Source organism: Nakamurella sp. PAMC28650, assembly GCF_014303395.1.
Classification (GTDB): domain Bacteria; phylum Actinomycetota; class Actinomycetes; order Mycobacteriales; family Nakamurellaceae; genus Nakamurella.
Genome location: NZ_CP060298.1, coordinates 4,859,492 through 4,883,874, shown reverse-complemented (window position 1 = coordinate 4,883,874; position 24,383 = coordinate 4,859,492). Strand labels below are relative to the sequence as shown.

At 67.5% G+C, this 24,383-nt stretch carries 18 protein-coding genes and 1 riboswitch; of the genes, 7 read left to right on the top strand and 11 right to left on the bottom strand.

All coding sequences use genetic code 11. The annotated features are described in order from the left end of the window. Positions 1-69 precede the first annotated feature (69 nt). Positions 70-1,116 carry a methionine synthase gene (locus H7F38_RS22195; RefSeq protein WP_187094905.1) on the top strand — a complete coding sequence of 349 codons (1,047 nt, stop codon included), beginning with the start codon at positions 70-72 and terminating at the stop codon, positions 1,114-1,116. Positions 1,117-1,343: 227 nt separating this feature from the next. Here H7F38_RS22195 and H7F38_RS22190 read toward each other — a convergent pair whose 3' ends face one another. After that, a complete protein-coding gene (locus tag H7F38_RS22190; RefSeq protein WP_222618265.1) occupies positions 1,344-1,688 on the bottom strand; it encodes a pyridoxamine 5'-phosphate oxidase family protein in 345 nt (114 codons plus the stop codon). Between the two features lie 136 nt (positions 1,689-1,824). Here H7F38_RS22190 and ligA point away from each other — a divergent pair, with 136 nt between their 5' ends. Beyond that, positions 1,825-4,125 (top strand): NAD-dependent DNA ligase LigA, encoded by a 2,301-nt coding sequence (gene ligA / locus H7F38_RS22185; RefSeq protein ID WP_255498119.1) that lies wholly within the window; start codon positions 1,825-1,827, stop codon positions 4,123-4,125. A 17-nt stretch (positions 4,126-4,142) separates the two neighbouring features. Beyond that, complete coding sequence (locus H7F38_RS22180; RefSeq protein WP_255498118.1) at positions 4,143-5,609, top strand: cobyric acid synthase; 1,467 nt, start codon at positions 4,143-4,145, stop codon at positions 5,607-5,609. A 47-nt stretch (positions 5,610-5,656) separates the two neighbouring features. On the opposite strand, the gene H7F38_RS22175 is transcribed toward H7F38_RS22180, so the two are convergent. After that, positions 5,657-6,883, bottom strand: coding sequence for an MFS transporter (locus tag H7F38_RS22175; RefSeq protein WP_187091797.1), 1,227 nt, complete (start codon positions 6,881-6,883; stop codon positions 5,657-5,659). A 63-nt stretch (positions 6,884-6,946) separates the two neighbouring features. Here H7F38_RS22175 and H7F38_RS22170 point away from each other — a divergent pair, with 63 nt between their 5' ends. After that, complete coding sequence (locus H7F38_RS22170; RefSeq protein WP_187091796.1) at positions 6,947-7,849, top strand: LysR family transcriptional regulator; 903 nt, start codon at positions 6,947-6,949, stop codon at positions 7,847-7,849. Between the two features lie 83 nt (positions 7,850-7,932). Here the strand turns inward: H7F38_RS22170 and cobN are convergent, their stop codons facing one another. The 3 genes from cobN to lon form a co-directional block, all read right to left on the bottom strand. After that, positions 7,933-11,652 carry a cobaltochelatase subunit CobN gene (gene cobN, locus H7F38_RS22165; protein ID WP_187091795.1) on the bottom strand — a complete coding sequence of 1,240 codons (3,720 nt, stop codon included), beginning with the start codon at positions 11,650-11,652 and terminating at the stop codon, positions 7,933-7,935. A gap of 53 nt (positions 11,653-11,705) precedes the next feature. Further along, positions 11,706-11,860, bottom strand: a riboswitch (cobalamin riboswitch). Positions 11,861-12,028: 168 nt separating this feature from the next. Next, entirely contained in the window at positions 12,029-12,898 is an 870-nt protein-coding gene (locus H7F38_RS22160) for a DNA-3-methyladenine glycosylase (protein ID WP_187091794.1), read from the bottom strand. A gap of 82 nt (positions 12,899-12,980) precedes the next feature. Further along, positions 12,981-15,347 (bottom strand): endopeptidase La, encoded by a 2,367-nt coding sequence (lon, locus tag H7F38_RS22155; RefSeq protein WP_187091793.1) that lies wholly within the window; start codon positions 15,345-15,347, stop codon positions 12,981-12,983. A gap of 226 nt (positions 15,348-15,573) precedes the next feature. On the opposite strand from lon, the gene H7F38_RS22150 reads away from it, so the two are divergent. From H7F38_RS22150 to H7F38_RS22140, 3 genes are all read left to right on the top strand, one after another. After that, complete coding sequence (locus tag H7F38_RS22150) at positions 15,574-16,008, top strand: VOC family protein (RefSeq protein WP_187091792.1); 435 nt, start codon at positions 15,574-15,576, stop codon at positions 16,006-16,008. A gap of 5 nt (positions 16,009-16,013) precedes the next feature. Further along, positions 16,014-16,655 carry a helix-turn-helix domain-containing protein gene (locus H7F38_RS22145; protein WP_187091791.1) on the top strand — a complete coding sequence of 214 codons (642 nt, stop codon included), beginning with the start codon at positions 16,014-16,016 and terminating at the stop codon, positions 16,653-16,655. Between the two features lie 179 nt (positions 16,656-16,834). Next, positions 16,835-17,167 (top strand): hypothetical protein, encoded by a 333-nt coding sequence (locus tag H7F38_RS22140; RefSeq protein WP_187091790.1) that lies wholly within the window; start codon positions 16,835-16,837, stop codon positions 17,165-17,167. Between the two features lie 485 nt (positions 17,168-17,652). Here H7F38_RS22140 and H7F38_RS22135 read toward each other — a convergent pair whose 3' ends face one another. From H7F38_RS22135 to H7F38_RS22110, 6 genes are all read right to left on the bottom strand, one after another. Then, a complete protein-coding gene (locus H7F38_RS22135; protein WP_187091789.1) occupies positions 17,653-18,510 on the bottom strand; it encodes a sensor domain-containing diguanylate cyclase in 858 nt (285 codons plus the stop codon). A gap of 240 nt (positions 18,511-18,750) precedes the next feature. After that, positions 18,751-19,722 carry a glycoside hydrolase family 68 protein gene (locus H7F38_RS22130; RefSeq protein ID WP_187091788.1) on the bottom strand — a complete coding sequence of 324 codons (972 nt, stop codon included), beginning with the start codon at positions 19,720-19,722 and terminating at the stop codon, positions 18,751-18,753. 1 nt (position 19,723) lies between these two features. Then, positions 19,724-20,503 carry a carbohydrate ABC transporter permease gene (locus H7F38_RS22125; RefSeq protein WP_370531405.1) on the bottom strand — a complete coding sequence of 260 codons (780 nt, stop codon included), beginning with the start codon at positions 20,501-20,503 and terminating at the stop codon, positions 19,724-19,726. Positions 20,504-20,649: 146 nt separating this feature from the next. Then, positions 20,650-21,594 (bottom strand): carbohydrate ABC transporter permease, encoded by a 945-nt coding sequence (locus tag H7F38_RS22120; protein WP_187091786.1) that lies wholly within the window; start codon positions 21,592-21,594, stop codon positions 20,650-20,652. Positions 21,595-21,669: 75 nt separating this feature from the next. Continuing rightward, entirely contained in the window at positions 21,670-22,962 is a 1,293-nt protein-coding gene (locus H7F38_RS22115) for an extracellular solute-binding protein (protein WP_187091785.1), read from the bottom strand. A gap of 117 nt (positions 22,963-23,079) precedes the next feature. After that, entirely contained in the window at positions 23,080-24,114 is a 1,035-nt protein-coding gene (locus H7F38_RS22110; protein ID WP_187091784.1) for a LacI family DNA-binding transcriptional regulator, read from the bottom strand. Positions 24,115-24,383: the final 269 nt, after the last annotated feature.

The window sequence follows — 24,383 nt, the reverse complement described above, 5'->3', positions numbered from 1 at the left end:
CCGGTGGAGGACAATCCGTTGGTGCTGAACAGTTCTGCCTCCGTGATCGACCGGCCCTCCGAATTGGTGATCGGGGTATCGGAGACCGGCCCGGCCCACCGGAAGCGCAGCTGGCACGTCGGTGTCGGAACCGCAATCGGTTCCCTGCCGGGTGATTCGCCCGACGAAGCGGCCCGCACGGTGGCCGGCGAGCTCCCCGATCTGCCTCACCTGGCGGAGCTGCCCGACCGCGGTGTCGGAGCCGACATGGTCGGGCGAACCGTCGGTCTGCTGGTCGACATCTTCGCCGAGGTGGTGCCGTCAGGATGGCGCGTCACCCGGCGTCCCGGCCGGGACACCAGGCGCGCCAAGGACTTCATGGAGTGGGACCTCGATGCCGCGACCGAGCAGTATGCGGGAGCGGAGTGGGTCAAGATCCAGGTCTGCGGGCCGTGGACGCTCGCCGCGCAGGTCGAGGTCGCCTCCGGCAACCGGGCTCTCGTCGATGACGGTGCCGTCGACGACATGGCCGCGTCGCTGACCCAGGGATTGCTGGAGCACCTCGCGGAACTCGGGCGTCGTCTTCCGGGAACCTCGTTCGCCGTGCAGATCGACGAACCGGCGCTGCCGCTCGTTATCGCCGGGGCGCTGTCAACGCCCAGCGGTTTCGGCACCGTGCGCGCCGTCGACCGGTCGCGCGTCGGGCAGGTGCTGCAGTCCGTGACCGATGCGTTGTCGGACCATCCGCTGATCGCCCACTGCTGCCATCCGAACGTACCGCTGCGACTGCTGCGGGCCGCCGGTTTTCCGGCGCTGTCCGTCGACTTCACCGCGATCGGCACGAGCGCGGCGAAACTCGATCCGATCGGTGAGCTCGTCGAGGCAGGCACGGTGCTGCTGGCCGGCGTCGTCCCCGGCCTCGAGCCGGTCGGCCGCCGGAAGGAGCTGAAGGACTGGGCCGCGCCCGTCCTCGGGACCTTCGACCGGCTGGGGTTCCCGCGGGAGACCCTGTCCGCCCGCGTGGTGCCCACCCCGACCTGCGGCCTGGCCGGGGCCGGCCAGGACTGGGCGGTGGAAGCGATGAAGATCTCCCGAGAACTCTCCCACGCCTTCGAGGACCTCCCCGAGGGTTGGTAGCCCCCGTCCCGCGTGGCCAACTTCCTGCGTGGCTCGACTTCCTGCGTGGCTCCCGTCCCGCGTGGATCAATCCGCACTTCGTGGAGGGCCCCGCCAGGCATGGACGAAAGTGATGACTCCTGTCACTCCAGTCCCAAATTCGCCAAGTTCACCCATGCATGCCAAGTTGATCCATGCCGAAAGCCCGGCGATCCTGCAAAAGGTCCCGCACCGGGTCTGCACTGCAGTCAGACGTTCCCCATGATCCGGTCGACGGTCATCAACAGGACCACTCTGGTCGGATTGATCCGCGGCTCGCGGTAGCGCAGGGCGTATCGCTGCACCGCGTCGGCGACGTCATCGGGTTCGCGGGCCACTCGAAGTGCGCCTTCGAGGGTCAGCCAGAACCGGCCGTCGATCTGGCAGATTGCGCCCCGCGCGCCGGAGCGTGAAGCGTTGCGCACCTTGACCGATCCGTCATTGGTGATGACTCTGGCGACACCGGCCGGATCGAAGGTGAACCCGACCGGAACCACGTGGGCGCTGCCGTCGGGCCGGGAGGTGGTCAGAGACGCGAGATGCCGCTCGGTCATGAATGTCAGAGCGGAATCGGGCAGGTCCCGTGGGTCGAATCGCACTACGCCAGCTTGCCAGACGTCCCGCTTCCCCGATGGCGACCCGGCGCCGCGCGCTGCTGCCGCTGTCGGTGCGGCTGGATAGGCTGCTCGGGTGAGTGAGAAGAGCCCTGACCCGACCGGCGCGGTCGACGTGACGGACGTCGACCTGACGGACCTTGGCGTACCGGCGGACCTGGCGCGTCGCCACGCAGAGCTGGCGGAGCAGATCACCGATGCCCAGTTCAGGTACTACGTTCTGGACGCCACCACGATGACGGACGGCGAGTTCGACGTGCTGTTGCGCGAGCTGCAGTCCATCGAGGATGACCACCCTGTACTGCGCACGCCTGATTCGCCGACCCAGCGGGTCGGGGGCGCCGGTTTCTCCACCGGCTTCGCCCCCGTCGAACATGCCGAACGCCTGTTGAGCCTGGACAACGTCTTCTCGCCGGACGAGCTCTCGAGCTGGTTGGACAAGGCCGAGCGGGACGCGGCCGCTCCGGTGGGCTGGTTGACCGAACTCAAGATCGACGGCCTGGCCATCAACCTCACCTACGAGCGGGGCCGCCTCGTCAGGGCGGCCACCAGAGGGGACGGCCGGGTCGGCGAGGACGTCACCCTCAACGTCCGGACCATTTCCGCCATCCCGCACCAACTCGCCGACGACGGCGGCCACGACGTGCCCGAGCTGGTCGAGGTCAGGGGTGAGGTGTTCTTTCCCCTGGCCGGGTTCGAGGAACTGAACGCGCAGCTCGTGGCCGCCGGGAAGGCGCCGTTCGCCAATCCCCGGAACTCGGCGGCCGGGTCGCTCCGGCAGAAGGATCCCCGGGTCACGGCGTCCCGGCCGCTGACGATGCTGTGCCACGGCATCGGGGCCCGCAAGGGGTTCGACATCACCCGGCAGTCGGAGGCCTATGAACGGCTGCGGGCCTGGGGCCTGCCGGTTTCGGACCACAACCTGGTGCTGCACGACAAGAGGGCCGTCCTGGATCGGGTCCTCTACTGGCACCAGCACCGTCACGACGTCAGCCACGACATCGACGGGGTGGTGGTCAAGGTCGACGAGATCGCCCTGCAGCGCCGGCTCGGGGTCACCTCGCGGGCACCGCGTTGGGCGATCGCGTACAAGTACCCGCCGGAGGAGGCGACCACTCTGTTGCTCGACATCGTGGTCAACGTCGGGCGCACCGGTCGCGTGACGCCGTTCGCGATCATGGAACCGGTGCTGGTCGCCGGCTCCACGGTCGGCCAGGCCACCCTGCACAACGCGCAGGAGGTGGTGCGCAAGGGCGTCCTGATCGGTGACACCGTGGTGCTGCGCAAGGCCGGAGACGTGATACCGGAAATTCTGGGCCCGGTCGTCGAGCTGCGCGAGGGGCGGAAGTTGCGGGCTTTCGTCATGCCCACGCACTGTCCCGAATGCGGCACCGAACTGCGTCACATGAAGGAGGCGGACATCGACATCCGCTGCCCCAACTCCAGGTCCTGCCCCGCGCAGCTGCGGGAGCGCGTCTTCCACCTGGCCGGCCGCGGTGCCTTCGACATCGAGGGCATGGGCTACGAGGCGGCCACCGGTCTGCTCGCCGCCGGCGCGATCACCGACGAGGGTGATCTCTTCCCCGGTCCGGATGGTTCCGGGCTCACGGAGGAGAAGCTGAAGAAGGTCCCGATCTTCTACCGCGCCAAGGACGGCGAACTGACCGAGATGGGCCGCAAGCTGCTGGCCAATCTCGAGCTCCGCAAGGATCAGCCGCTCTGGCGGGTCCTGGTGGCGCTGTCCATCCGCCACGTCGGGCCGACCGCCGCACGCGCGCTGGCCGGCCACTTCGGGTCGATGGCGGCCGTCCGGGAGGTGGCGACCGACGAACGGCAGGGCGAGCTCGCCGCCGTCGACGGTGTCGGTCCGACGATTGCCGCCGCGGTCACCGAGTGGTTCGAGGTCGACTGGCACCAGCAGATCGTCGACAAGTGGGAGCGCGCCGGCGTCCGGATGGCCGACGAGCTCACCGACAGGCCCCTGCAGACGTTGGCCGGGATGTCGATCGTGGTGACGGGATCCCTGGTCGACTTCAACCGTGACGAGGCGAAGGCCGCCCTGCTGGAGCGTGGCGCGAAGGCTGCAGGATCGGTGTCCGGGAAGACGTCCTTCGTCGTGGTCGGTGACAGTCCAGGGTCGAAGTACGACAGGGCGGTGTCGCTCAAGGTACCGATCCTGGACGAAGCAGGGTTCAAGGTGCTGCTGACGCGGGGTCCCGACGCGGCGCGGGAGATCGCGCAGATCGGCGAGCTGGATGCAGTCGGGACCGAGTCGATCGAGGGCGGATCGACCGCGGTCCCGGCTACCGACGCGATCCCGGCCACCGACGAGGTCGCGGCCACCGACGAGGTCCCGGCCACCGAGGACGAGACCTGACCGCGCGCGGGATCCTGGTGGCCGGCACCTCGTCCGATGCCGGGAAGTCCCTTGTCACCACGGGGATCTGCCGTTACCTGGCTTGCCAGGGGCTGAAGGTCGCCCCGTTCAAGGCGCAGAACATGTCCAACAACTCGATGGTCTGCCGGGACGGGTCGGAGATCGGACGTGCCCAGTACCTGCAGGCGCAGGCTGCCCGTGCCGAGCCCGAATCTGCGATGAACCCCGTGCTGCTCAAGCCGGGATCCGACCGACGCTCGCACGTCATCGTGCGTGGGAAACCGGACGGGGTGCTGGAATCCGGCGAGTTCGCGACCGGGCGAAAGCACCTGGCACTGGCCGCCTTCGCAGCCTACGAGGAGCTGGCCGAGAAGTACGATGTCATCGTGTGCGAGGGCGCGGGCTCGCCCGCCGAGATCAATCTGCGAACCGGCGACTACGTCAACATGGGCTTGGCCCGTCGATTCGGCCTACCGGTGCTGGTGGTCGGCGACATCGACCGCGGGGGAGTGTTCGCCTCGCTGTTCGGTACGGTCGGACTCCTCGACGAGGCCGACCGCGCCTTGGTCAGGGCCTTCGTCATCAACAAATTTCGTGGTGACGAGACCCTGCTGAGACCCGGCCTGGACCAGCTCACCGATCTCACGGGGGTGCCGTTCCTCGGTGTGCTGCCGTGGCTTTCCGGCGTCTGGCTCGACGGCGAGGACACGCTGTTGGTCGGCCGGTGGGCGGGCCAGTTCGAGGATCAACCGATCCGACCGTTGAAGGTGGCGGCCGTACGCTTCCCCCGCCTTTCCAACGCCACCGATCTCGACGCGCTGGCGTGCGAGCCCGGCGTCAGTGTCACGATGACCACCGATCCCGCCGTCCTGCGGTCCTCCGACGTGATCGTCCTCCCTGGCTCCCGATCGACGGTGCCGGACCTGGAGTGGTTGCGCCGGACCGGACTTGCGGCCGAGGTGCAGGTTGCCGCGGCGGCCGGACGCACCGTCCTGGGTATTTGTGGCGGTTATCAGATGCTGGCCCGGACCATCCGGGACGACGTGGAGTCGCAGGTCGGCCGGGTCGATGGTCTGCGTCTGCTGCCCACCGACGTCGTCTTCGCAGTGGACAAGCATCTCGGCCTGACGGAGGGCGCCTGGTGCGGGTACCCGGTGCGCGGCTACGAGATCCACCACGGGGTCGCGACCATCGATTCTGCGACCGGCGATGCCGCCGAGCCGTTTCTGGATGGCTGTCGTGAGGGCAGCGTCTGGGGGACGACCTGGCACGGCGCCTTCGAGAACGATGCCTTCCGGCGAGCCTTCCTACTACGGGCGGCCGAGGTGGCCGGGGTCGACCTGGATCGCGACAAGCTCATGCGTGCAGAGAGTTTCGCCGATCGTCGTGAATCGATGATCAACGTACTGGCCGACTCGATCGCCGATCACCTCGATACCGCGGCCCTGTTGGAGATGGTCGGTGCGGGAGCGGCCAGCAGCTGAGGGACGCCCCGGTCGGCAGTGCTCGGCTGGAGTCACCGCAGTGAATTTCAGGGGTTCCTGATGCCCTCGTCCAGGCTCAGGGCCAGTGTCAGGGCGACACCGGCCAGGGCCGCGACGGCCACCACGGTTGCGCCCCATCCTCCGGCCAGGAAGGCGATCCCGACGGTTGCGCCCAAGACGCTGGACCCGAGGTAGTAGGACATGAGATACAAGGCCGAGGCCTGGGCACGATGGGCGGTCGCCCTCGCCGAGATCCAACCGCTCGCCGTCGAATGGGCCGCGAAGAACCCGGCGGTGAAGATGACCAGCCCGCCGGTGATCGACCAGAGATTGTTCGGCAGGGTGAGCGCAAGGCCCGCCAGTGACATCACGATGCCGATGGTCAGTACACGCCGACGACCGAATCGACCCGCGCAGTAGCCGGCGACCGTCGAGCTGATCGTGCCGGCCAGATAGGCGAGAAAGAGCCGGGACGCGGCACTTCCGCTCAGGTTGATCGGCGCAGAGGTCAGCCGGAACGTCAGAAAGTTGTAGCAGGCGACGAATCCGCCCATCAGGAGGAAGGCAATGCCGCACAGCTTGCGGGTACCGCTGTCGGCCAGCAGTTCTCGGGCGGCCCGCAGATGATCGCTGACCCGTGGCGGCATCGGGGTGAATCGGCGGGGCGGCGGCAGCAGCACGACGAAGGCGATGATGGCCACGCCGGCGAAGGCGGTGAACACCAGCAGCGCGAATCGCCAGGAGCCGAAGTCCAGGGCAATGCCGGGGACGAGTCGGCCGATGACCCCACCCACGCTGTTCCCGGCGACGTAGAGGCCCATCGCGGCACTGACCTTCGCAGGGTGGATCTCGTCACCGAGGTGTCCCATCGCGACGGCGACCACGGCTCCGAGGGCCACGCCCATCAGTGCGCGGCAGGTCAGCAACTCCCAGAGTTGGCTGCTCAGTGCGCAGCCAACGGCCAGGACGAGGGCCGTCAGCATCCCGGCGCGCATCATCCTGGCTCGCCCGAACGATTCGGCCAGACTGGACATCGGCAGGATGGCCAGGGCCAGGCCGCCGGTGGCGAACGATACCGTCAGGCTGGCCACCGTGGGTCCGACGCCGAACGCAGCACCGACGGACGGCAGCACGGCCTGGGTGACGTACAGCAGACCGAAGGCGGCGACGCCGGCGCACAGCATGGCGCCTTCGAGTCTCCGGACCTCACGCTTGTCTGCGTAGCCGGTGGCGTCGATCTCCGACGACTCGAGGGTTTCTTGCGCAGCACTCACCCCGTCAACGGTACGTATCTCCGATCCATGCGTCCAATGCATGAGGAGTCATATACTCATACCATGTCGTATGAGACGTTTGGGCTGGCCGAAGGACTCGAGCAACTCGCTGCGGTCGCGCAGTACGGTCAGATCACCCTGGCTGCAAAGCATCTGGGTATTCCGCAGCCGACCCTGTCCCGTTCGCTGGCCAGGCTGTCGCAGGAACTGGGCACGCCGCTGTTGCAGCGCGAGGGGCGGGGGATTCGTCTCACCCCCCACGGCGAACTGCTGGCGAACAGTGCCCGCCGCGCCCTGGACGAGTTGCTGGCCGGTGTACGGGCGGTGCGCGCCGAGGCCGACCCGGATACGGGCACCGTCATCCTCGGCTTCCTGCACAGTCTGGGACCGCTGGTGATTCCGGCGCTGCTCCGTGGGTTCCGCCGGCAGCACGCGCGGGTGAAGGTGCGGCTGGTGCAGGACTCGGCCGACGGTCTGCTGCAGCGGATTCCCACCGGCGCGGTCGATCTGGTGCTTGCCGCGCCGGTGCCGAGCGACCATCGGTGGGAGGCCCACCCGCTGGCCGAGCAGCCACTCATCCTGCTGGTGCCGGACGGCCACCGGCTGATCGGGCGTCGCACGGTTGCGCTGTCGGAGTTGGCCGGCCAGGATTTCGTCACCCTGGCGTCTGGCTACGGCGTGCGGACGATCACCGATCAACTTCTGCGGGCGTCCGGGGTACCACTGCGCTATGCGTTCGAGAGCCAGGAGATGACGACCGCCGCCGGACTGGTGGCCGCCGGCCTCGGAATCGCGATTCTGCCGCCCGGCAACGAGGTTCCCGGTACCAGGCAACTGGCCCTGTCCGACGCCGGCGCCTCGCGCACGCTGTCGCTGGTGTGGTCGGCGGGCCGGCCGCTGTCGCCGCCGGCCGTTCAGCTGCGCGATCACCTCGTGCGCAAGGCGCCGGCGATGCTGCGCGTGTGACGGTGGTGCCGGGGCGTCATGCGGGCCTGCGTCGAACGGGAACAGCGCACCATCAGCCCAGCTGAGGCACGTCCCGACCCCGATCAGCTCGACGTGCCGGCGTCCTCCAGGTCACCTTCGACGTCGAGGTAGACCTGGGCCATCCGCTCGAGCAGCTCCGGGTCCGGTTCGGCCCAGAGCCCGCGGTCGGCGGCTTCGTTGAGGCGCTCGATGATGCCGCGTAACGCCCAGGGGTTCGCGTGACGCAGGAACGCCTGGTTCTCGGGGTCGAGAGTGTAGGTCTCGGCGAGGGTCTCGTACATCCAGTCGGTGACCACGCCAGTGGTGGCGTCGTATCCGAACAGGTAGTCGACCGTGGCCGCGAGCTCGAAGGCACCCTTGTAACCGTGCCGGCGCATCGCCGAGATCCATCGGGGGTTCACCACTCTGGCGCGGAAGACCCGGGCCGTCTCCTCCGTCAGCGATCTCGTCTTCACGGCCTCCGGCGACGTCGAGTCGCCGATGTAGGCCACCGGAGCCATGCCGGTCAGAGCCTTGACGGTGGCGACCATCCCGCCCTGGTACTGGAAATAGTCGTCGGAGTCGGCGATGTCGTGCTCGCGTGTGTCGGTGTTCTTCGCTGCGACCACTATTCGCCGATAGTTGGCCTCCATGTCCTCGCGGGCCGGCCGCCCGTCGAGGTCGCGGCCGTAGGCGAAGCCGCCCCACGCCGTGTAGACCTCGGCCAGATCGCCGTCGTCGCGCCAGTTGCCGGATTCGATCAACGGCAGCAGGCCGGCTCCGTACGAGCCGGGCATCGACCCGAAGATCCTGGTGGTGGCGCGCCTCTCGTCCCCGTGATCGGCCAGATCGGCCTGGGTGTGCGCGCGGACGTAGTTCGACTCCGACGGCTCGTCGAGAGCCGAGACCATCCGAACGGCATCGTCCAGCATCACGACCACATGCGGGAACGCGTCCCGGAAGAACCCGGAGATGCGGATGGTGACATCCACGCGGGGTCGTCCCAGCTCCTCCAGCGAGAGCAGCTGCAGGTGGGAAACACGTCGTGACGCGGGGTCCCAGACGGGCGAGACACCCATCAGGGCCAGTGCTTCGCCGATGTCGTCGCCGGCCGTGCGCATCGCGGACGTCCCCCACACGGAGAGCCCGACCGACTTCGGGTATTCGCCGTGGTCGGCGAGGTAGCGGTCGACCAGCGAGGTCGCCATGGCGACCCCGGTGTCGTAGGCGAGCTTCGACGGGATCGCCTTCGGGTCGACCGAGTAGAAGTTGCGGCCGGTCGGTAGGACGTTGATCAGTCCGCGCAGCGGCGAGCCCGAGGGGCCGGCTGCGACGAAACCGCCGTCCAGGGCATGCAGGATCGAGGTCAGCTCGGCGGTGGTCCCGGCCAGCCGGGGAATCACCTCGTCCGCGGCGAACTGCAGGACGGCCAGGACCGAGGGATCCGAGTCGGGCATGACGTCCTCGACCACCGAAGGCATCCGCGCCGGATCCCATCGGGCCGCTTCGGCGGCCAGCACCAGCAGTCTGGCCCGGGCTTCGACCGCGTCAACGGCGGCCAGTTCCGCGCCGTCCTTGAGGCCGAGGGCGGCCCGCAGCCCGGGCAGGGCGTTGGTCACGCCACCCCAGACCTGCGAGGCCCGCAACATGGCCAGCACCAGGTTCACCCTGGCCTCGCCGACCGGCGCCTGCCCGAGAACGTGCAGTCCGTCACGGATCTGCATGTCCTTGATCTCGCACAGCCAGCCGTCGACGTGCAGGATGAAGTCGTCGAACTCGGTGTCCTGGGGGCGGTTCGCCAGACCGAGGTCGTGATCCATCTTCGCAGCCTGGATCAGCGTCCAGATCTGCGCCCGCACCGCCGGAAGCTTGGCCGGGTCCATCGCGGCGATGTTCGCGTGTTCATCGAGCAGCTGTTCCAGCTGGGCGATGTCGCCGTAGGACTCGGCTCTGGCCATCGGCGGGACCAGGTGATCCACGATGGTGGCGTGCGCCCGCCGCTTCGCCTGCGTGCCCTCTCCGGGATCGTTGATCAGGAACGGGTAGATCAGTGGCATGTTCCCGAGCGCCGCGTCCGTGCCGCAGCCGGCCGACATGCCGACGTTCTTGCCGGGCAGCCACTCGAGATTGCCGTGCTTGCCCAGATGCACCACCGCATGGGCGCCGAAGCTGTTCTCCAGCCAGCGATATGCCGCCAGATAGTGATGCGAGGGCGCCATGTCCGGGTCGTGGTAGATGGCGATCGGATTTTCGCCGAAACCGCGGGGCGGCTGGATCATCACCACGACGTTGCCCGCCTGCAGGGTGGCCAGCACGATCTCGCCGTCCGGATCCGAGGAGCGGTCGACGAACAGGTCACCGGGTGCCGCGCCCCAGGTCGTCACCATCCGCTCGGTCAGCTCGGATGGCATCCGCGCCAGCCACGGCCGGTAGTCCGCCGCCGGGATGCGCACGGGTGACCCCGAGAGTTGTTCGCTGGTCAGCCATTCCTCGTCCATGCCACCGGCGGCGATCAGCGCGTGGATCAGCGCGTTGCCGGCGGTGGTGTCCGGGTCCTCACCCTCGACCGGCTCCAGGGGTCCCAGTCCGGGCAGAGATCCAGGACCGTCCGCCGGTCCGACGTCGTAGCCGGCGTCACGCATCGCCCGGAGGAGGCGGATGGCCGAGACGGGGGTGTCCAGTCCGACCGCGTTGCCGATGCGCGCGTGCTTCGTCGGGTAGGCGGACAGCAGCAACGCGATCTTTCGATCGGCCGGGGCCGTGTGTCGCAGGCGGGCATGCGCCAGCGCGATCCCCGCGACCCTGGAGCATCTCTCGTCGTCGGCGACGTAGAACGGAAGTCCGTCGGAGTCGGTCTCCTTGAACGAGAAGGGGACCGTGATGATCCGGCCGTCGAATTCGGGAACGGCGACCTGGGTGGCCACGTCCAGCGGCGTCAGCCCTTCGTTCGAATTTGCCCAGGCGGCCCGGCTCCACGTCAGGCAGAGCCCCTGCAGGATCGGGATGTCCAAAGCGGCAAGCGCTGCAACATCCCAGTTCTCGTCATCCCCACCGGCCGTGGCCGTGGCCGGTTTGGTGCCACCGGCGGCCAGCACGGTGACGACGAGGGCATCGAACGTGCCCAGCTCGGCCAGTAGTTCCGGTGAGGCACCGCGAAGGCTCGAGCAGAAGATGGGCGTGCCCGCTCCACCACCCGCGTCGATCGCATCGGCCAGGGAGTGCACGAAGGCGGTGTTGCCGGATGCCTGGTGGGCCCGGTAGAACAGCACGCCGACCTTCGGCCGGACGGTGGGCAGTGCGGTGAGATCCGGCCGGGGCAGTGCACCCCAGGTGGGAAGGACAACCGGCGCTTCGAAGCCCTCACCGGTCAGCAGGACCGTGTCGCTGACGAACGCATGGAGCTGAGCGAGGTTCGCCGGCCCACCCTCGGCGAGGTAGCGATGTGCCTGCGCCGCCACGCCGATCGGCACACTGGACAGGCGCATGAGTTCCGCGTCCGGTGTCTGCTCACCGCCGAGCACGATCAGCGGGACACCGCTGGCGAGCACCATGTCGAGGCCGGTCTGCCACGACCGCGCCGTCCCGAGAATGCGCACGATGATGACGTCGGCGTCGTCGATGATGCCCGGAAGGGCGCCGGTGACGTCCATCTTGGAGGGGTTCGCCAGCGCGAAGTGGGCCTGCGAGGCACGTCCGGACAGGAGATCGGTGTCCGACGTGGACAGCAGAGCGATCCGGGACCCGATCCCGCGCCCGCTCCCGGGAGTGCTCGAGGTATCGGTCGGGCCTGCGACTACCGTCATTGCGCTCCTTCGCACCGGGCCTGGGACCGGTGATCGACGTGTCGCCACAGGTTCAGTGTCCTGGCTCCCGGATCGACGCACCGCACCGGCCTTCCGGCGATGTGGATGCCGTGGCCTGAGCCGTCGGCGGTGCCGGCGGCCCGGTGGTGCAGCGCTCCCCCGGTCACAGTGGCTCAGGCCGCCCCGGAAGTGCGCCGGGTTCCTGATTCCTGTGGCGTGTGGTGCTACGTCCGACACTGTCCTTGGCAGGAGTGGGACGCGTCAAGCGCGGCTTGTCAGGGGTGTGCCGAAGCGCCGTTGTGCATGGACCAGGTCGACGTCGACCCCGTCGGCGTCGACCGCCTCTGCCCACGGCACCTGTGCAGGGCAACCCAGGTCAGAGGATGCGTTGACCTGCAGCGCGCACGAGGACGGTCGCCCAGGTGCGATAGGGACGCCACGTCTCGGCAATCCTCTGGAACTCGGCCGGCGTGCAGGGCTTTCCGAGGTGATAGAGCTGGGTGACCAGATCCAGGGCCTTCGGTTCGTCGGCCGGGAGGACATCGGTGAATCCGGTCGCCCTGATGGTGTTCAGCGACGAGTAGAAGGGTCCGATGCCCTTGATGGTCTGGAGTTCGCGAGCCGCATCGTCGGGTCCGAGGGCTTGCAGTCGCTCGACGTCGAGCAGTCCGTCGACCGCGGCCCGAGCAACCCCGTGCATGCGGTCGAGCTTGTCTGTCGTCAGGCCTGCGAACTCCTGCACGGCCAGCATCTGCTCCGGGGTGGGCATCGCCGCCAGAGACCGGCCGGCCAGCTCGAACACCGCCCCGTGCGCTTCGGACAACCGGCGCCGGAGGTCCATCATCTGCGCGGCCGGTCGTCGAGCGCTCAGGACGGACCAGATCGCTGCCTCGTACGGGGAGTAGAACAGCGGCGGCAGCAGACCCGGGGCCGCCGCCTGGAGGGCTCCGATCACGGGGTCGCGCCGACCCACCGCGGCGAACCCGGACGCGTCCTGATCCAGCGAGAGCACCCGCGCAACCTGGGCCCTGATCGCATCGACGCTGCCACTGCCGCCGTGGATCTCACCGTGGACTCCGGATTCGTCCTGGCTCACCAGCACACCCACCTGGTGCCGGAGGTCGTCCTCGCAGAACGCCAGTCGCATCATCCCGTCGAAGCGTTCCGAGTGACGCTGACCGAACCCGAACTCGACTGATTCGCGCAGCGAGAACGCGCCGGACGGGACGATGGTGAAGGTCTGCATGGCCAAGAATAAACGCCGAACGTCCTGCAAAGTGCGGCCTATCGGCCGCACTTTGCAGGACGTCACGGGTACCGCAGGGGCCTCAGGCGGCGATCTCCGTACCGGCCCCCGCAACCGCAACCGCCGGTTCCAGTGCCAGTGCGAGGATTTCGGCCACGTCGGTCACCGGGACGACGGTGACAGCCGCCAGTACCTCGGCAGGCACGTCGTCCAGGTCGGGTTCGTTCCGCTTCGGGATGAAGACGGTGGTGACCCCGGCCCGCTGAGCGGCGAGCAGCTTCTGCTTGAGTCCGCCGATCGGCAGCACCCGGCCGTTGAGGGTGACCTCTCCGGTCATCGCCACGTCTGCGCGGACGTTGCGCCCCAGGGCAAGTGACGTCAGCGCCGTCACCATGGTGACGCCGGCCGACGGACCGTCCTTGGGCACTCCGCCGGCGGGAACGTGCAGGTGGATGTTCCGCTGCAAGGCCTCGGGCGAGATGCCGATGTCCACCGCGTGAGCCTTGATGTAGGACAGGGCGATCTGCGCCGACTCCTTCATCACGTCACCGAGCTGGCCGGTCAGCTTGAGCTGGCCGCCGTGGCCCGGCTCCGACTCGACTGCGTTGGCCTCGATGAACAGGACGTCGCCGCCGAGTCCGGTGACGGCCAGACCTGTTGCGACACCTGGCACTGCAGTCCGCTCGGCCGTCTCAGGAGTGAACCGCGGCCGACCCAGCAGATCCTTCAGCTGGGGTTCGTCCACCTCGATCGGCCCGCTCTCGGTGGCCAGCCGGGCCGCCACCCTGCGAAGGGCCTTGGCCAGCAGCCGTTCCAGCTGACGAACGCCGGCTTCCCGCGTGTAGTCCGCTGCGATCTTGTGCAGGGCGGCGTCGGTGACGGTGACGTCGGACGTGTCCAGCGCGGCACGCTCCAGTTGCCGGGGCAGCAGGTGGGTCCGGGCGATGGCGACCTTGTCGTCCTCGGTGTACCCGTCCATGCTGATCAGCTCCATCCGGTCCAGCAGAGCCGACGGGATCGAGTCGATCACGTTGGCGGTGGCCAGGAACAGGACGTCGGACAGGTCCAGATCGATGTCCAGGTAGTGGTCGCGGAAGGTGTGGTTCTGCGCCGGGTCGAGCACTTCGAGCAACGCGGCCGCCGGGTCGCCCCGGTAGTCGGCGCCGACCTTGTCGATCTCGTCGAGCAGGACGACCGGGTTCATCGAACCGGCCTCGGTGATGGCGCGAACGATCCGACCGGGCAGAGCACCGACATAAGTCCTTCGGTGGCCACGTATCTCGGCCTCGTCACGGACACCGCCGAGGGCGACCCGGATGAACTTCCGGTCCAGGGCCCTGGCCACGCTCTCGCCGAGCGAGGTCTTGCCGACACCGGGAGGGCCGACCAGCACCATCACGGCGCCCGAGCCGCGACCACCGACCACCTGCAGGCCGCGGGACGTGCGACGGCTGCGGACGGCCAGGTACTCGACGATGCGGTCCTTGACGTCGTCCAGGCCGTGGTGGTCTGCGTCGAGAACCTTTCGGGCGTTGCCGATATCGGTCTTGTCCTCGGTCTTCACCGACCAGGGGATCTCCAGCACGGTGTCGAGCCAGGTCCGGATCCAGCCGGACTCGGGGCTCTGGTCGCTGGCTCGTTCGAGCCGGCCGACCTCACGCATCGCCGCTTCACGGACCTTGTCCGGGAGGTCGGCGGTCTCCACCCGGGTCCGGAAGTCGTCGGCGCCGTCGGGCTCGCCCTCGCCGAGTTCCTTGCGGATGGCGGCGAGTTGCTGGCGCAGCAGGAATTCTCGTTGGCTCTTCTCCATGCCCTCGCGGACGTCACCACGGATCTTGTCCGCGACGTCCATCTCGGCCAGGTGGGCCTTGGTCCAGCCGATGACCAGCTCGAGACGCCTGAGCACCTCGGGGGTCTCCAGCAGCTGCCGCTTCTGCTCCGAGGTCAGATACGGCGCCCAGCCTGCGGAGTCGGCGATGATGGCCGGCTCGGTCACCTTCTCGACGGTGTTGATGACCTGCCAGGCGTCCCGCTGCTGCAGCGTGGCGATCAGCAGAGACTTGTATTCCTTGGCCAGGGCGCGAGTCTCGTCGGACGCAGGTTCGTCGTCGACGAGCTCGGCAGCGACCCACAGGGCGGCACCGGGACCGGTCACACCGGTGCCGATCTTGGCGCGGCGGCCGGCGCGCAGTACCGCCGCCGGAGCACCGCCGGCCAGCTGACCGACCTGCTCGATGGTGGCCACCACGCCGTAGGTGGCGTAGCGGTCCTTCAGCCGGGGCGCGATCAGCACCTCGCCGAGGTTGCCGTCACTCTTCTCGGAGGAAAGCGACTGGGCGGCATCGACGGCCGCCTGGGAGGACTCGTCGAGCTCGATCGGCACCACCATGCCGGGGAGGATCACCGAGTCGGTCAAGGACAGCACCGGGAGGTGTTGGATTTCAGTCATGTCGTGCACCCTTCAAACTTGAGCGTATCTGACTCAAGGCCGGACGACTCAGGTTTGTTCCCAGGGTGATTGCGGCTATGCCCAGAGCGAACGAACGTGGGCCCCGTCGGCCTGTCGGAGGTTGGCACGCCGTCTTGCAACACCGGAATCCCAGGTCTTGACAAAACACTTGCTTTTTGCAAGTGTAGGAGCTGTCCGCAAGCAGATCCACACGAAGGAGACCCCGATGACCGCAATGTTCGTCAACCTGCCGGTGACCGACCTGGAGCGTGCGAAGGCGTTCTACACGGCCATCGGCTTCTCCATCAATCCGCTGTTCACCGACCACAACGCGGCCTGCGTCGTCGTCGAGGAGGACCACAGCTACTTCATGATCCTGGTGCGTGATTTCTTCCAGACCTTCACGGACCGTCCGATCGGCGACCCATCGGCGACCGTGTCGGTGGCAACGGCGATCTTCCTCGACACTCGGGAGGCGGTTGACGTGACCCTGGCCGCCGGTCTCGCTGCGGGCGGTTCGGAGATGCACCCCCTGACGGACTACGGCTTCATGTACCAGCGTCAGCTCACCGATCCCGATGGCAACGTCCTCGAGTTCGGCTTCATGGACCCGGTCGCGGCCGCGCAGGGCCCCGCGGCATTCATGAGCCAGCAGGCCTGAGGTCGATGGCCGCCCGCGAGTACGGGCAGTACTGCGGCGTCACCCGAGCACTGGAGCTGGTCGGCGAGCGGTGGGCTCTGCTCATCGTCCGCGACCTGCTCGTCGGGCCGCGCCGCTATGGGGAGCTCGCCGCCGGGCTCCCCCGGATCCCGACCAACATCCTGGCCACGCGGCTCAAGGAGCTGCAGGCGGCCGGCCTCATCCGCCGGGCGCCGCACTCGCGGGTCATCGTGTACGAGCTGACGCCCTACGGCCGCGAACTCGAGCCAGTGGTGCTGGCACTCGGCGCCTGGGGCTTCAAGGCAATGGGCGAGCCGCGCGAGGGACAGGTCATCACACCCGACTCCATGACGATGGCCCTTCGCACGGCTTTCCGACCGCAGGTGGCGATGAACCTGCCCGCGACCGCCTATGCGGCGCGTTTCGGTCCTGCCGAGCTGCTCGTCCGGGTGGACGGCTCGACCCTGGACGTGACGCGCGGGGACGGACCGGTCGACCTCGCCTTCGCCGCGGGTCCGGGTATCCGCCGCGTCATCTCCGGCGAGCTCGCCCCTGATCGCGCGATCGCGACCGGGGTGGTCGAGGTGCTCCGCGGGCGCGGTGACCTCCTCGATCGCTTTGCGCGGACGTTCCACCTGGCCGCCTGATCCGAGCCAGGAAAGCCCTCTCACCATGGCACATCCGTCTGCCCGGCAACGGCGGAGCGTGCGCGGGCTGATTCGACGCAGGCCGACCTTCTTGGGGGCTCATTCAGGAATGGTGAGATGGCCTCGTGTGCTTGAGGTCTCGACCGACCGTCACCACCCAGTGGTAACCGCGAGTCGGCGTGCACTTCTTCGGCCTCGCCGTCGTCTTCGGGGAGCGCTTCTTCCACTGGCTCGGTGGTGCGATCACCGCATGCGGCCTGGCTGGAATCGGCCTTGCCGGAACCGGCGCCGGCGACCCGTCGATCGCTCTGGTCGCGGGCGTGCTGCCGGGTGTGATGCTCCTGGGCTTCGCCTGGTGGGGCGCCCATCGCTCAGCCCGGCTGCTGTCCAGCATCCAGCGCCGCCCGGGCGCCAGGAACTGCCCTCTGTGGCCTCGTGGTCGACGGCCCGAGTCCGCCCGACCCGGTGACAGTCTCTGCGGAACAGGGCCGCGCTCGGCACGGACGCTCTGAGATGCCCGCTGGCGGGCGCAATCCAACCCCTGAAGTGGATCGGACCGGGCCCTGCGCTGTGGTCAGCCGCATCGATGCCGGAAATCGTCGATACCGAAGGTCTGCGTCACCCGACTACGGGGACCCAGACCTTCGGTATCGACGATTGTGCAACGCAACCGTTGGTGACCACCTGAACCGAGGCGGCGCCGGGGGCCCGCGCATCGCAAAGTGTCAGACATTGCCCAGAAGCCGCGGTGGCCGGACAGTTTCCGACGCGCCTACCAGACCGAACGAGCCAGACGCGCAGACCAGACCGAACGAGCCAGACGCGCAGACCAGACCGAACGAGCCAGACGCGCCCACCAGACCCACCGTGCCCGGCGCACCGGCCCGACGCGCCGGCCAGGGTCCGGGCAACTGCCGGTGGCGTTTCAAAGCCGGTGGTTGAGGGCCGGTGAACAAGGACGGGTGGTTGAAGGTCCGTGGTCAGCAGCCCGGTTCGATCAGTCCGCCCGTTCGGTCGAGAACCTGAGCGTGGTCGAAAAGGCGGTGACGGCCTGGTTGCGGCCCTGGGTCTTGGCGCGGTAGAGGTATTGATCGACCCGCTCGAGACAGTCGCCGATGGACTCCCCGGGGCGGATGGTGTCGTAGCCGGCGGAGAACGACTGATGGTCGGGAAGTAGTGCGGCGAGGTGTTCCAGCACCCGCGCGGCCTGGTCCCGGTCGCACCCCGGCAGTGCGAGGGCGAACTCCTCACCGCCCCAGCGGGCGAGCAGATCTCCCTCCCGCAGTTCGGCCTCGGCACCGGCCGCGAATGCGACGAGAAGTCGATCGCCGGCCGGGTGGCCGCGCGCGTCGTTGTAGGCCTTGAAGTGGTCGAGGTCGAGCATCACCAATGCGAAATGGTCGACCCTGTTCCACGCGGTCGACAGCTGCCGGAGTTGCTGACGCCAGCCGCGTCGGTTGAGTAACCCGGTGAGCGCGTCGGTGGCCGCCTCGGTGAGCAGCACGTCCTCCGCCTGCCGCCGGTCCGTGGTGTCGTGCACGATCGCCATCGTCCACGTCCGGCCAACAGGGCCGTGGGCCGGAGCCACCGATACCCAGCCCCAACGGATCTCCCCATCGGGTCGCACGTAACGCTTCTCGACCCGCAGGGTCTCACCCTGCGCGGCGGCCGCAGCCATCAACTGGCCCATCATCGCGTGCTCCCCGAGGTCGTCGGGGTGGGTGAACTCCGCGGAGGAACGACCCATCAGCGAGCCGAGATCACGGCCGACCAGGCGGCAGTAGGCGTCGTTGGCCAGGACCAGAAGACCTTCCTCGTCGGCCAGTGCCTGGGCCACCGGGCTGCACTCGAACATCTCCCGGTACCAGCCCCCCCACTGGGACTCCGCCGTAACCGTCGTGTCAGTCGGAGCAGGTTGAATGTCGCACCTGCCCACCGCGCCGCCGGACCGGGTCCGTTCCGGTTTCCATGATCATCACCTCGGCGATGATTGTCCTACCGCAGGAGGGCGGATGTCGAGCATCGAGATCATGCAGCCGGTGGCGAAGTGCACTTCGAAGGTCGACCGGCGAACTGCGGGCCGGGGAGGCCGGTGTCAGTGGCGGATGCCGGCGTCCGCGCTGCCCAGGGCCAGGGTCGGACCGGTCCATTGGATCGGTTGCGGATCAGCGATGGTGCCGACGAAGCCCCCGTCATCTGCGTCGTAGTCGAAGGCCAGGAACGTCCAGTCGTCGGAATCGCGGTTCCGGATGATGCGCCCGCTGTAGCGTCTCCGGTCGGTGAGCTGCTGTGCGTCGGCGATCTGGAAGGGGCCGAGCAGGGACTGGGCGCCGGCCCACCACACGCCGCCCGTGGTCCCGGTGGCCAGTCGACTCTTCGAGACATCGGAATCCAGGCAGGAGAACAACAGAACCGGACGGCCGTCGACGATCTCGACCTGGGTCACCTCGAGCTGGCCGAACCCCTGCCCCGGCTCGGTCAGCGGTGGCCCGAGCACCCAGGTCCGCAGATCCGGTGACCGGGCGTGGCCGATGACGCCGCGGTCGTCGGCTCGCCCGTAGTTGGCCCTCGCGGTGATCAGCATGTGCCAGCCGTTGCCGTCCGGGTCGGCGAACACCCAGGGGTCGCGGAAGGCCTCGTCGTGCCACTGGCCGTCGGCCAACGTCTCGTACCAACGGGAATCGGCGCAGAGCAACGGATTCGATCCGCTCTTGCGCCAGTGCAGCAGATCTGCGGAGGTGGCGTAGCCGATCTGCTGGCGGTTCCCCCGCTCGGTGAGTGTGACGCCCGTGTAGAACAGGAACCAGGTGCCATCGGGATGCCGGACCACCGAGCCGGTCCAGGTGGCCAGGTCGTCGAACGCAGGTGCATCGCTGCGCACCATCACGTCCTGCACGCGGTCCCAGTTCGTCAGGTCCGCCGAGGTCGCATGTCCGATGGAGGCGCGATAGTGCCGGTCGTCCGGACGGGGGAGGGCACGGGATGCATAGAGGAAGAAGAGGTGGTAGTTCTCCCCGTCGTCGGCGAGCCAGAAATCCCAGACCCAGGATTCGGGTAGAGCGAACATTTCAGCCTTTCACGCCGGACGAGGCGATGGAGTTGATGAAGGCCCTCTGGAAGGCGACGAACAGGGCCAGCACCGGGACGGTGATCATCGATGCATAGGCCATCAACTGGCCCCAGGAGACGTTGAGCTGCTTGAAGTAGTCGATGCCGACCATCGCCGGACGGAGCCCCTCCGATTGGACGACCATCAGCGGCCACAGATAGGAGTTCCACGCAGGCAGGAACGTCAGGATCGACACGGTGGCGATCGCCGGCCCGGAGAGCGGCATCACGATCTTCCGGTAGATGTGGAACCAGCCGGCTCCGTCGACGGTGGCCGCCTCGTCGAGTTCCTTCGGGATGGAATCGAAGAATTGGTAGAACAGGTAGATCGAGAAGGCATTGGCCACGAACGGCAGGATCTGGACGCGGTAGGTGTCGAGCCAGCCGAAGGAGAAGCCGCCGGCGTCGAGCCACGGTAGCTTGTTGACCCACCAGAGCAGCGGCAGCGCCAGCGTCTCGAACGGGACGATCAGGGTGGCGATGATGACCGACAGGATGATCGTCTTGCCGCGGAACCGCAGACGGGCCAACGCAAACGCCGCCATCGAGTTGACGATGACGCCGAGCACCACCGTGCAGACGGAGATGATCACCGAGTTCATGATGAAGGTGCTGAACGGAACCCGGTCGAACACCGCGGTGTAGTTGTCGAACGAGAGGTGACCGACCGGAAGAAAGGCCTTGAACGAGGTGAGGTCGGAGAAGATCTGGTCGTCGGGCTTGAATCCGGAAATGATCATGAACAGCAGTGGGAGCCCGAAGACCAGGCAGAGCAGCACCCGGAAGATCAGGCCGGGGATCGAGGCCGCCCTCTTCTTCTTCTCACCGGGCAGCCCGGCCGGAGGGCTAACAGTTTCGGGGTGGGTCGTGGGGGTCAGGGTGTCACTCATCGGACGGCGTCCTTGTCTCTGGTGAGGAAGCGCTGGACCAGCGAGATCATCAGCACGATCACGAAGAACACGAGCGAGATCGCCGACGCGTATCCGGTCTGCTGCTGTTGGAAGCCGGCCCGGACCGCCTGGTAGACCACGGTGGAGGTCGAGTCCAGCGGCCCGCCCTGGGTCATGATGTTGATCTGGGTGAACAGTGCCAGGGCCGCGATCGTGATGGTGATCAGGATGAAGGTGCGGGTCTGCTTCAGCCCCGGCCAGGTCACCCACTTGAAGTTCTGCCACGTCGAGGCGCCGTCCAGGGAGGACGCCTCGTACAGGGAGGAGGGGATGGTCTGCAGCCCGGAGAGCCAGATCACCATGTGGAAGCCGACGTTCTGCCAGATCGACATGAAGATGATGGCCGCGAGCGCGGTGTGGCTGTTGCCGAGCCAGTCAGGACCGTGGATGCCGATCTTCAGCAGCAGACTGTTGATCAGGCCGTTCGGCTGGTAGATGAAGGTCCAGAGAATGGCGACCACCACCATGGAGGTGACCACCGGAAGGAAGTAGATCGTGCGGAAGAAGTTGACTCCCTTGATCTTGACGTTGATCAGCAGAGCCAGACCGAGCGCGAATCCCGCCTGGAACGGCACGACGAAGACCGCGAACACCACGGTGTTGCGCAGTGACTTCCAGAAGGTGGCATCGGCGAAGATGCGGGTGAAGTTGTCGAACCCGATGAATGCGATCGGCTCGGGCGACACGAGCTTGGAGTTGGTGAAGGCCAGGGCGAAGGTCAGCGCGATCGGGACGAGCACGAACGTGACCATCAGTACGCCGGCCGGAGCGATCATCCAGGCGGCGGCACTTCTCTGCGAGAGGGCCCGGCGGGTACCGCGTCTTCTGCGGCCGGTGGTGGTGGGCGGGACGGGGGAACGAGTGTCGAGGGTCGAGCTCATGGGTCTGCTCCTTCGGGGACCCGGGGCCCCGCCCGGCAGGGGGAATACCCCCCCGGGCGCGGCCGTATGGTGAGGCTAGGAGAAGTTGTTGTTCGATTTCTGGTTCGCGTCGATGTCCGAAACTGCATGGTCGAGAGCAGCTTTCGGGTCGGCACCGTTGACGATGTCCTGCGCGGTCTTGGTGAACTCGGTGGCGATGAACGGGTAGCCGGGTGTGGGCGGCCGGATCGTCGCGAACTTCTTCGAGTACTGGCGGAAGATGTCGTAGGCTCCACCCTTCTCATAGCCCTTGACGGTCGCTGCGGCTGCATCCGTCGCCGGGATGTTGAACGTCGCGGTGGCGACCGAGGCGACGTACTTGTCCTGGGAGGCGAACTTCATGTAGTCCATGGCGCCGGCCTGATTCGAGCATCCGGAGCTCACCGCCCACTGCCAGGAACCGCCGCCGACCTTTGCGCCGCTGCCGAAATCGACGGGCGGCAGGAAGACGACATCGGTACCGAACTTCTTCACCAGCGGTACGGAAGACCATTGACCGGACCAGAGGATGGCGCTCACGTTGTTGCCGAAGTCGGCGATGGGATCCGCGCCGGATTTGAGCGGCGCGTACCCGCCGGCCACCATGGAATGGAACCAGGTGGCCCACTTGATCGCTGCGGGGCCGTTGAGGGCCCCGGCCGCGGAGGTGAAGTCGGTGCGGTTGATCAGATCTCCGCCGAAGCTCTGCAGCATCGGGGAATAGGCGTACGGCCACCATTCACCGGTAGCGCTGGTCCCGAGATCGAGTGCGTACTTGTACTTACCGCCCGCTTTGATCTTCGCCAGTCCAGTGCTGAATTCCTCTGCGGTCCAGGGCTTGTCGATCGTAGGGATACGGATACCGTTGGCCTGCAGCACCGACTTGCGGCTGACCAGGGCCAGCGAGACGTCGTAGTACCCGAACGAATAGGTCTGGCTCTTCCACTTGCCCACGGTGGAGGGCAGGAACTTGGAGAGGGTGTCGTCCAGCCCGGTCAACGGGGTCAGATACTTGGCCCAGGCCCAGTTCGGCACGTTGGGTGCGTCGACGTCCAGGATGCAGGGCAACTTCTTCGCCGCCGCGGCCGCGGTCACCGACTGGTTGTAGGAGTCCTGCGGGAAGGCCTGCACCTTCACCTGGTAGTTCTTCTGGCTGCTGTTGTAGTCCGCCACGATCGCGTTGATCGAAGCCAACTCGGCGGCGTTGCCGGCGTTGTGGGTCCACAACGTCAGCGTGTTCCCGCCGCTGTCGCCGGCCGAGCTGCTGCTCTTGCCGCAGCCGGCCAGGGTGACCGCCAGGGCAACCGCTAGACTGGCGGTCGCGAGGCTCTTGAAGGTGCGTAGTGCCACTTGTTCCTCCGTGTGGTGGTGATCCGGGCAGACCGGATCGAGAGACGGCCCGCTGATACGGATGCCTCTCTTGGGTGTGTGGGTATTCGTCGCCTCGAGGTGGAGACCTGTCGAGGATCAGCCTCGAGGCGGCGCGCTCACCGATGCCCGACGTACCAGGGGGCACGGCATCAGCTGGTGCACGGCCGGAGAATCCGGCCCGTTGTCGATCTGACGCATCAGCGACTCGACCGCCCATTTGCCCATCGCGTAGTGCGGGAGCGCCATGGTGGTCAGTCCGGGTCGCAGATTGGCGGAGATGATCTCCTGATCGTCGAACCCGACGATCGAAACATCCTGTGGTACCGACAATCCGAGTTCCGATGCCGCCTGGTAGGCACCGAAGGCAATGCGGTCGGTGAAGCAGAACAGGCCGGTGGGTCGGTCCGGCCGGGTCAGCAACGAGTGGGCGGACTGGAAGCCGCCCTCGGCCTCACCCCGCCCGGCGACCACCAGGGACGGGTCGAACGCGATCCCGTACACCTCGAGGGCTTGTCGATATCCGGCCAGCCGCGCACGGGTGGCCGGGATGTCGCTGCGGTCCGTGCAGAACCCGATTCGTCGATGTCCGTGCGAGAGCAGTTCCTCCACAGCCGCTCTGGCCCCGCCGATCTCATCCGGCACGACCGACGTGAACGCTCCACTGTCCGTCCTGGCATCGAGCAGGACCGCGGGGCTGTCACCCAGTCTCGCCGGTGGATCGACGACCCGGTGATACATCGACGCGTAGACGACCCCGTCGACCTGACGGTCGATCAGCGCCTGCAGCTCCCGGTCCTCCAGTGCCGGGTCACCGCCGGAGGACAACAGCAGGAGCAGTGACCCGACAGCGGAGGCCGCCTCCTGGGCACCGAGGATCAGCTGTCCGGCGTAGGGCGTGGTGGCGACCAGGTCCGACACGAAACCGATCGTGTGGCTGCGCTGGCTGCGCAACCCCTGGGCCAATTTGTTCGGGCGGTACTGCAGCTGCCCGGCAACCTCACGGATTCGTTCGCGGGTGCTTTCCGCGATCCGCTTGCCGTCGACATCGTTGAGGACGTGGGACACCGTGGTGACGGAAAAGCCGGCCAGTTCCGCAACATCACGGATGGTCGCTGCCTTGACCTGCACCATTGCATCGCCCAATCCTTTTGGCATCTCTGACTCGGCAATGGTCATCCACCCGTGGTTGTGTGTCAAGCCCAACACCCGGCTTCACCCGTCTGGCCCTGTTTCAACGGCCGATGCCGAGGTTTGGGTCTACCCATCGGTCAGTATTGATCGGTGGGGCCGGCGGTCCGGCAAGAAGACAAACCGTTTGGGCGGCGCAGCTGACCCGGCACCGGCGCACAGGGGTACCGCGCTCGCTCGCGTCTGCGTCAAATGTCGCGGACCGGGCGGCC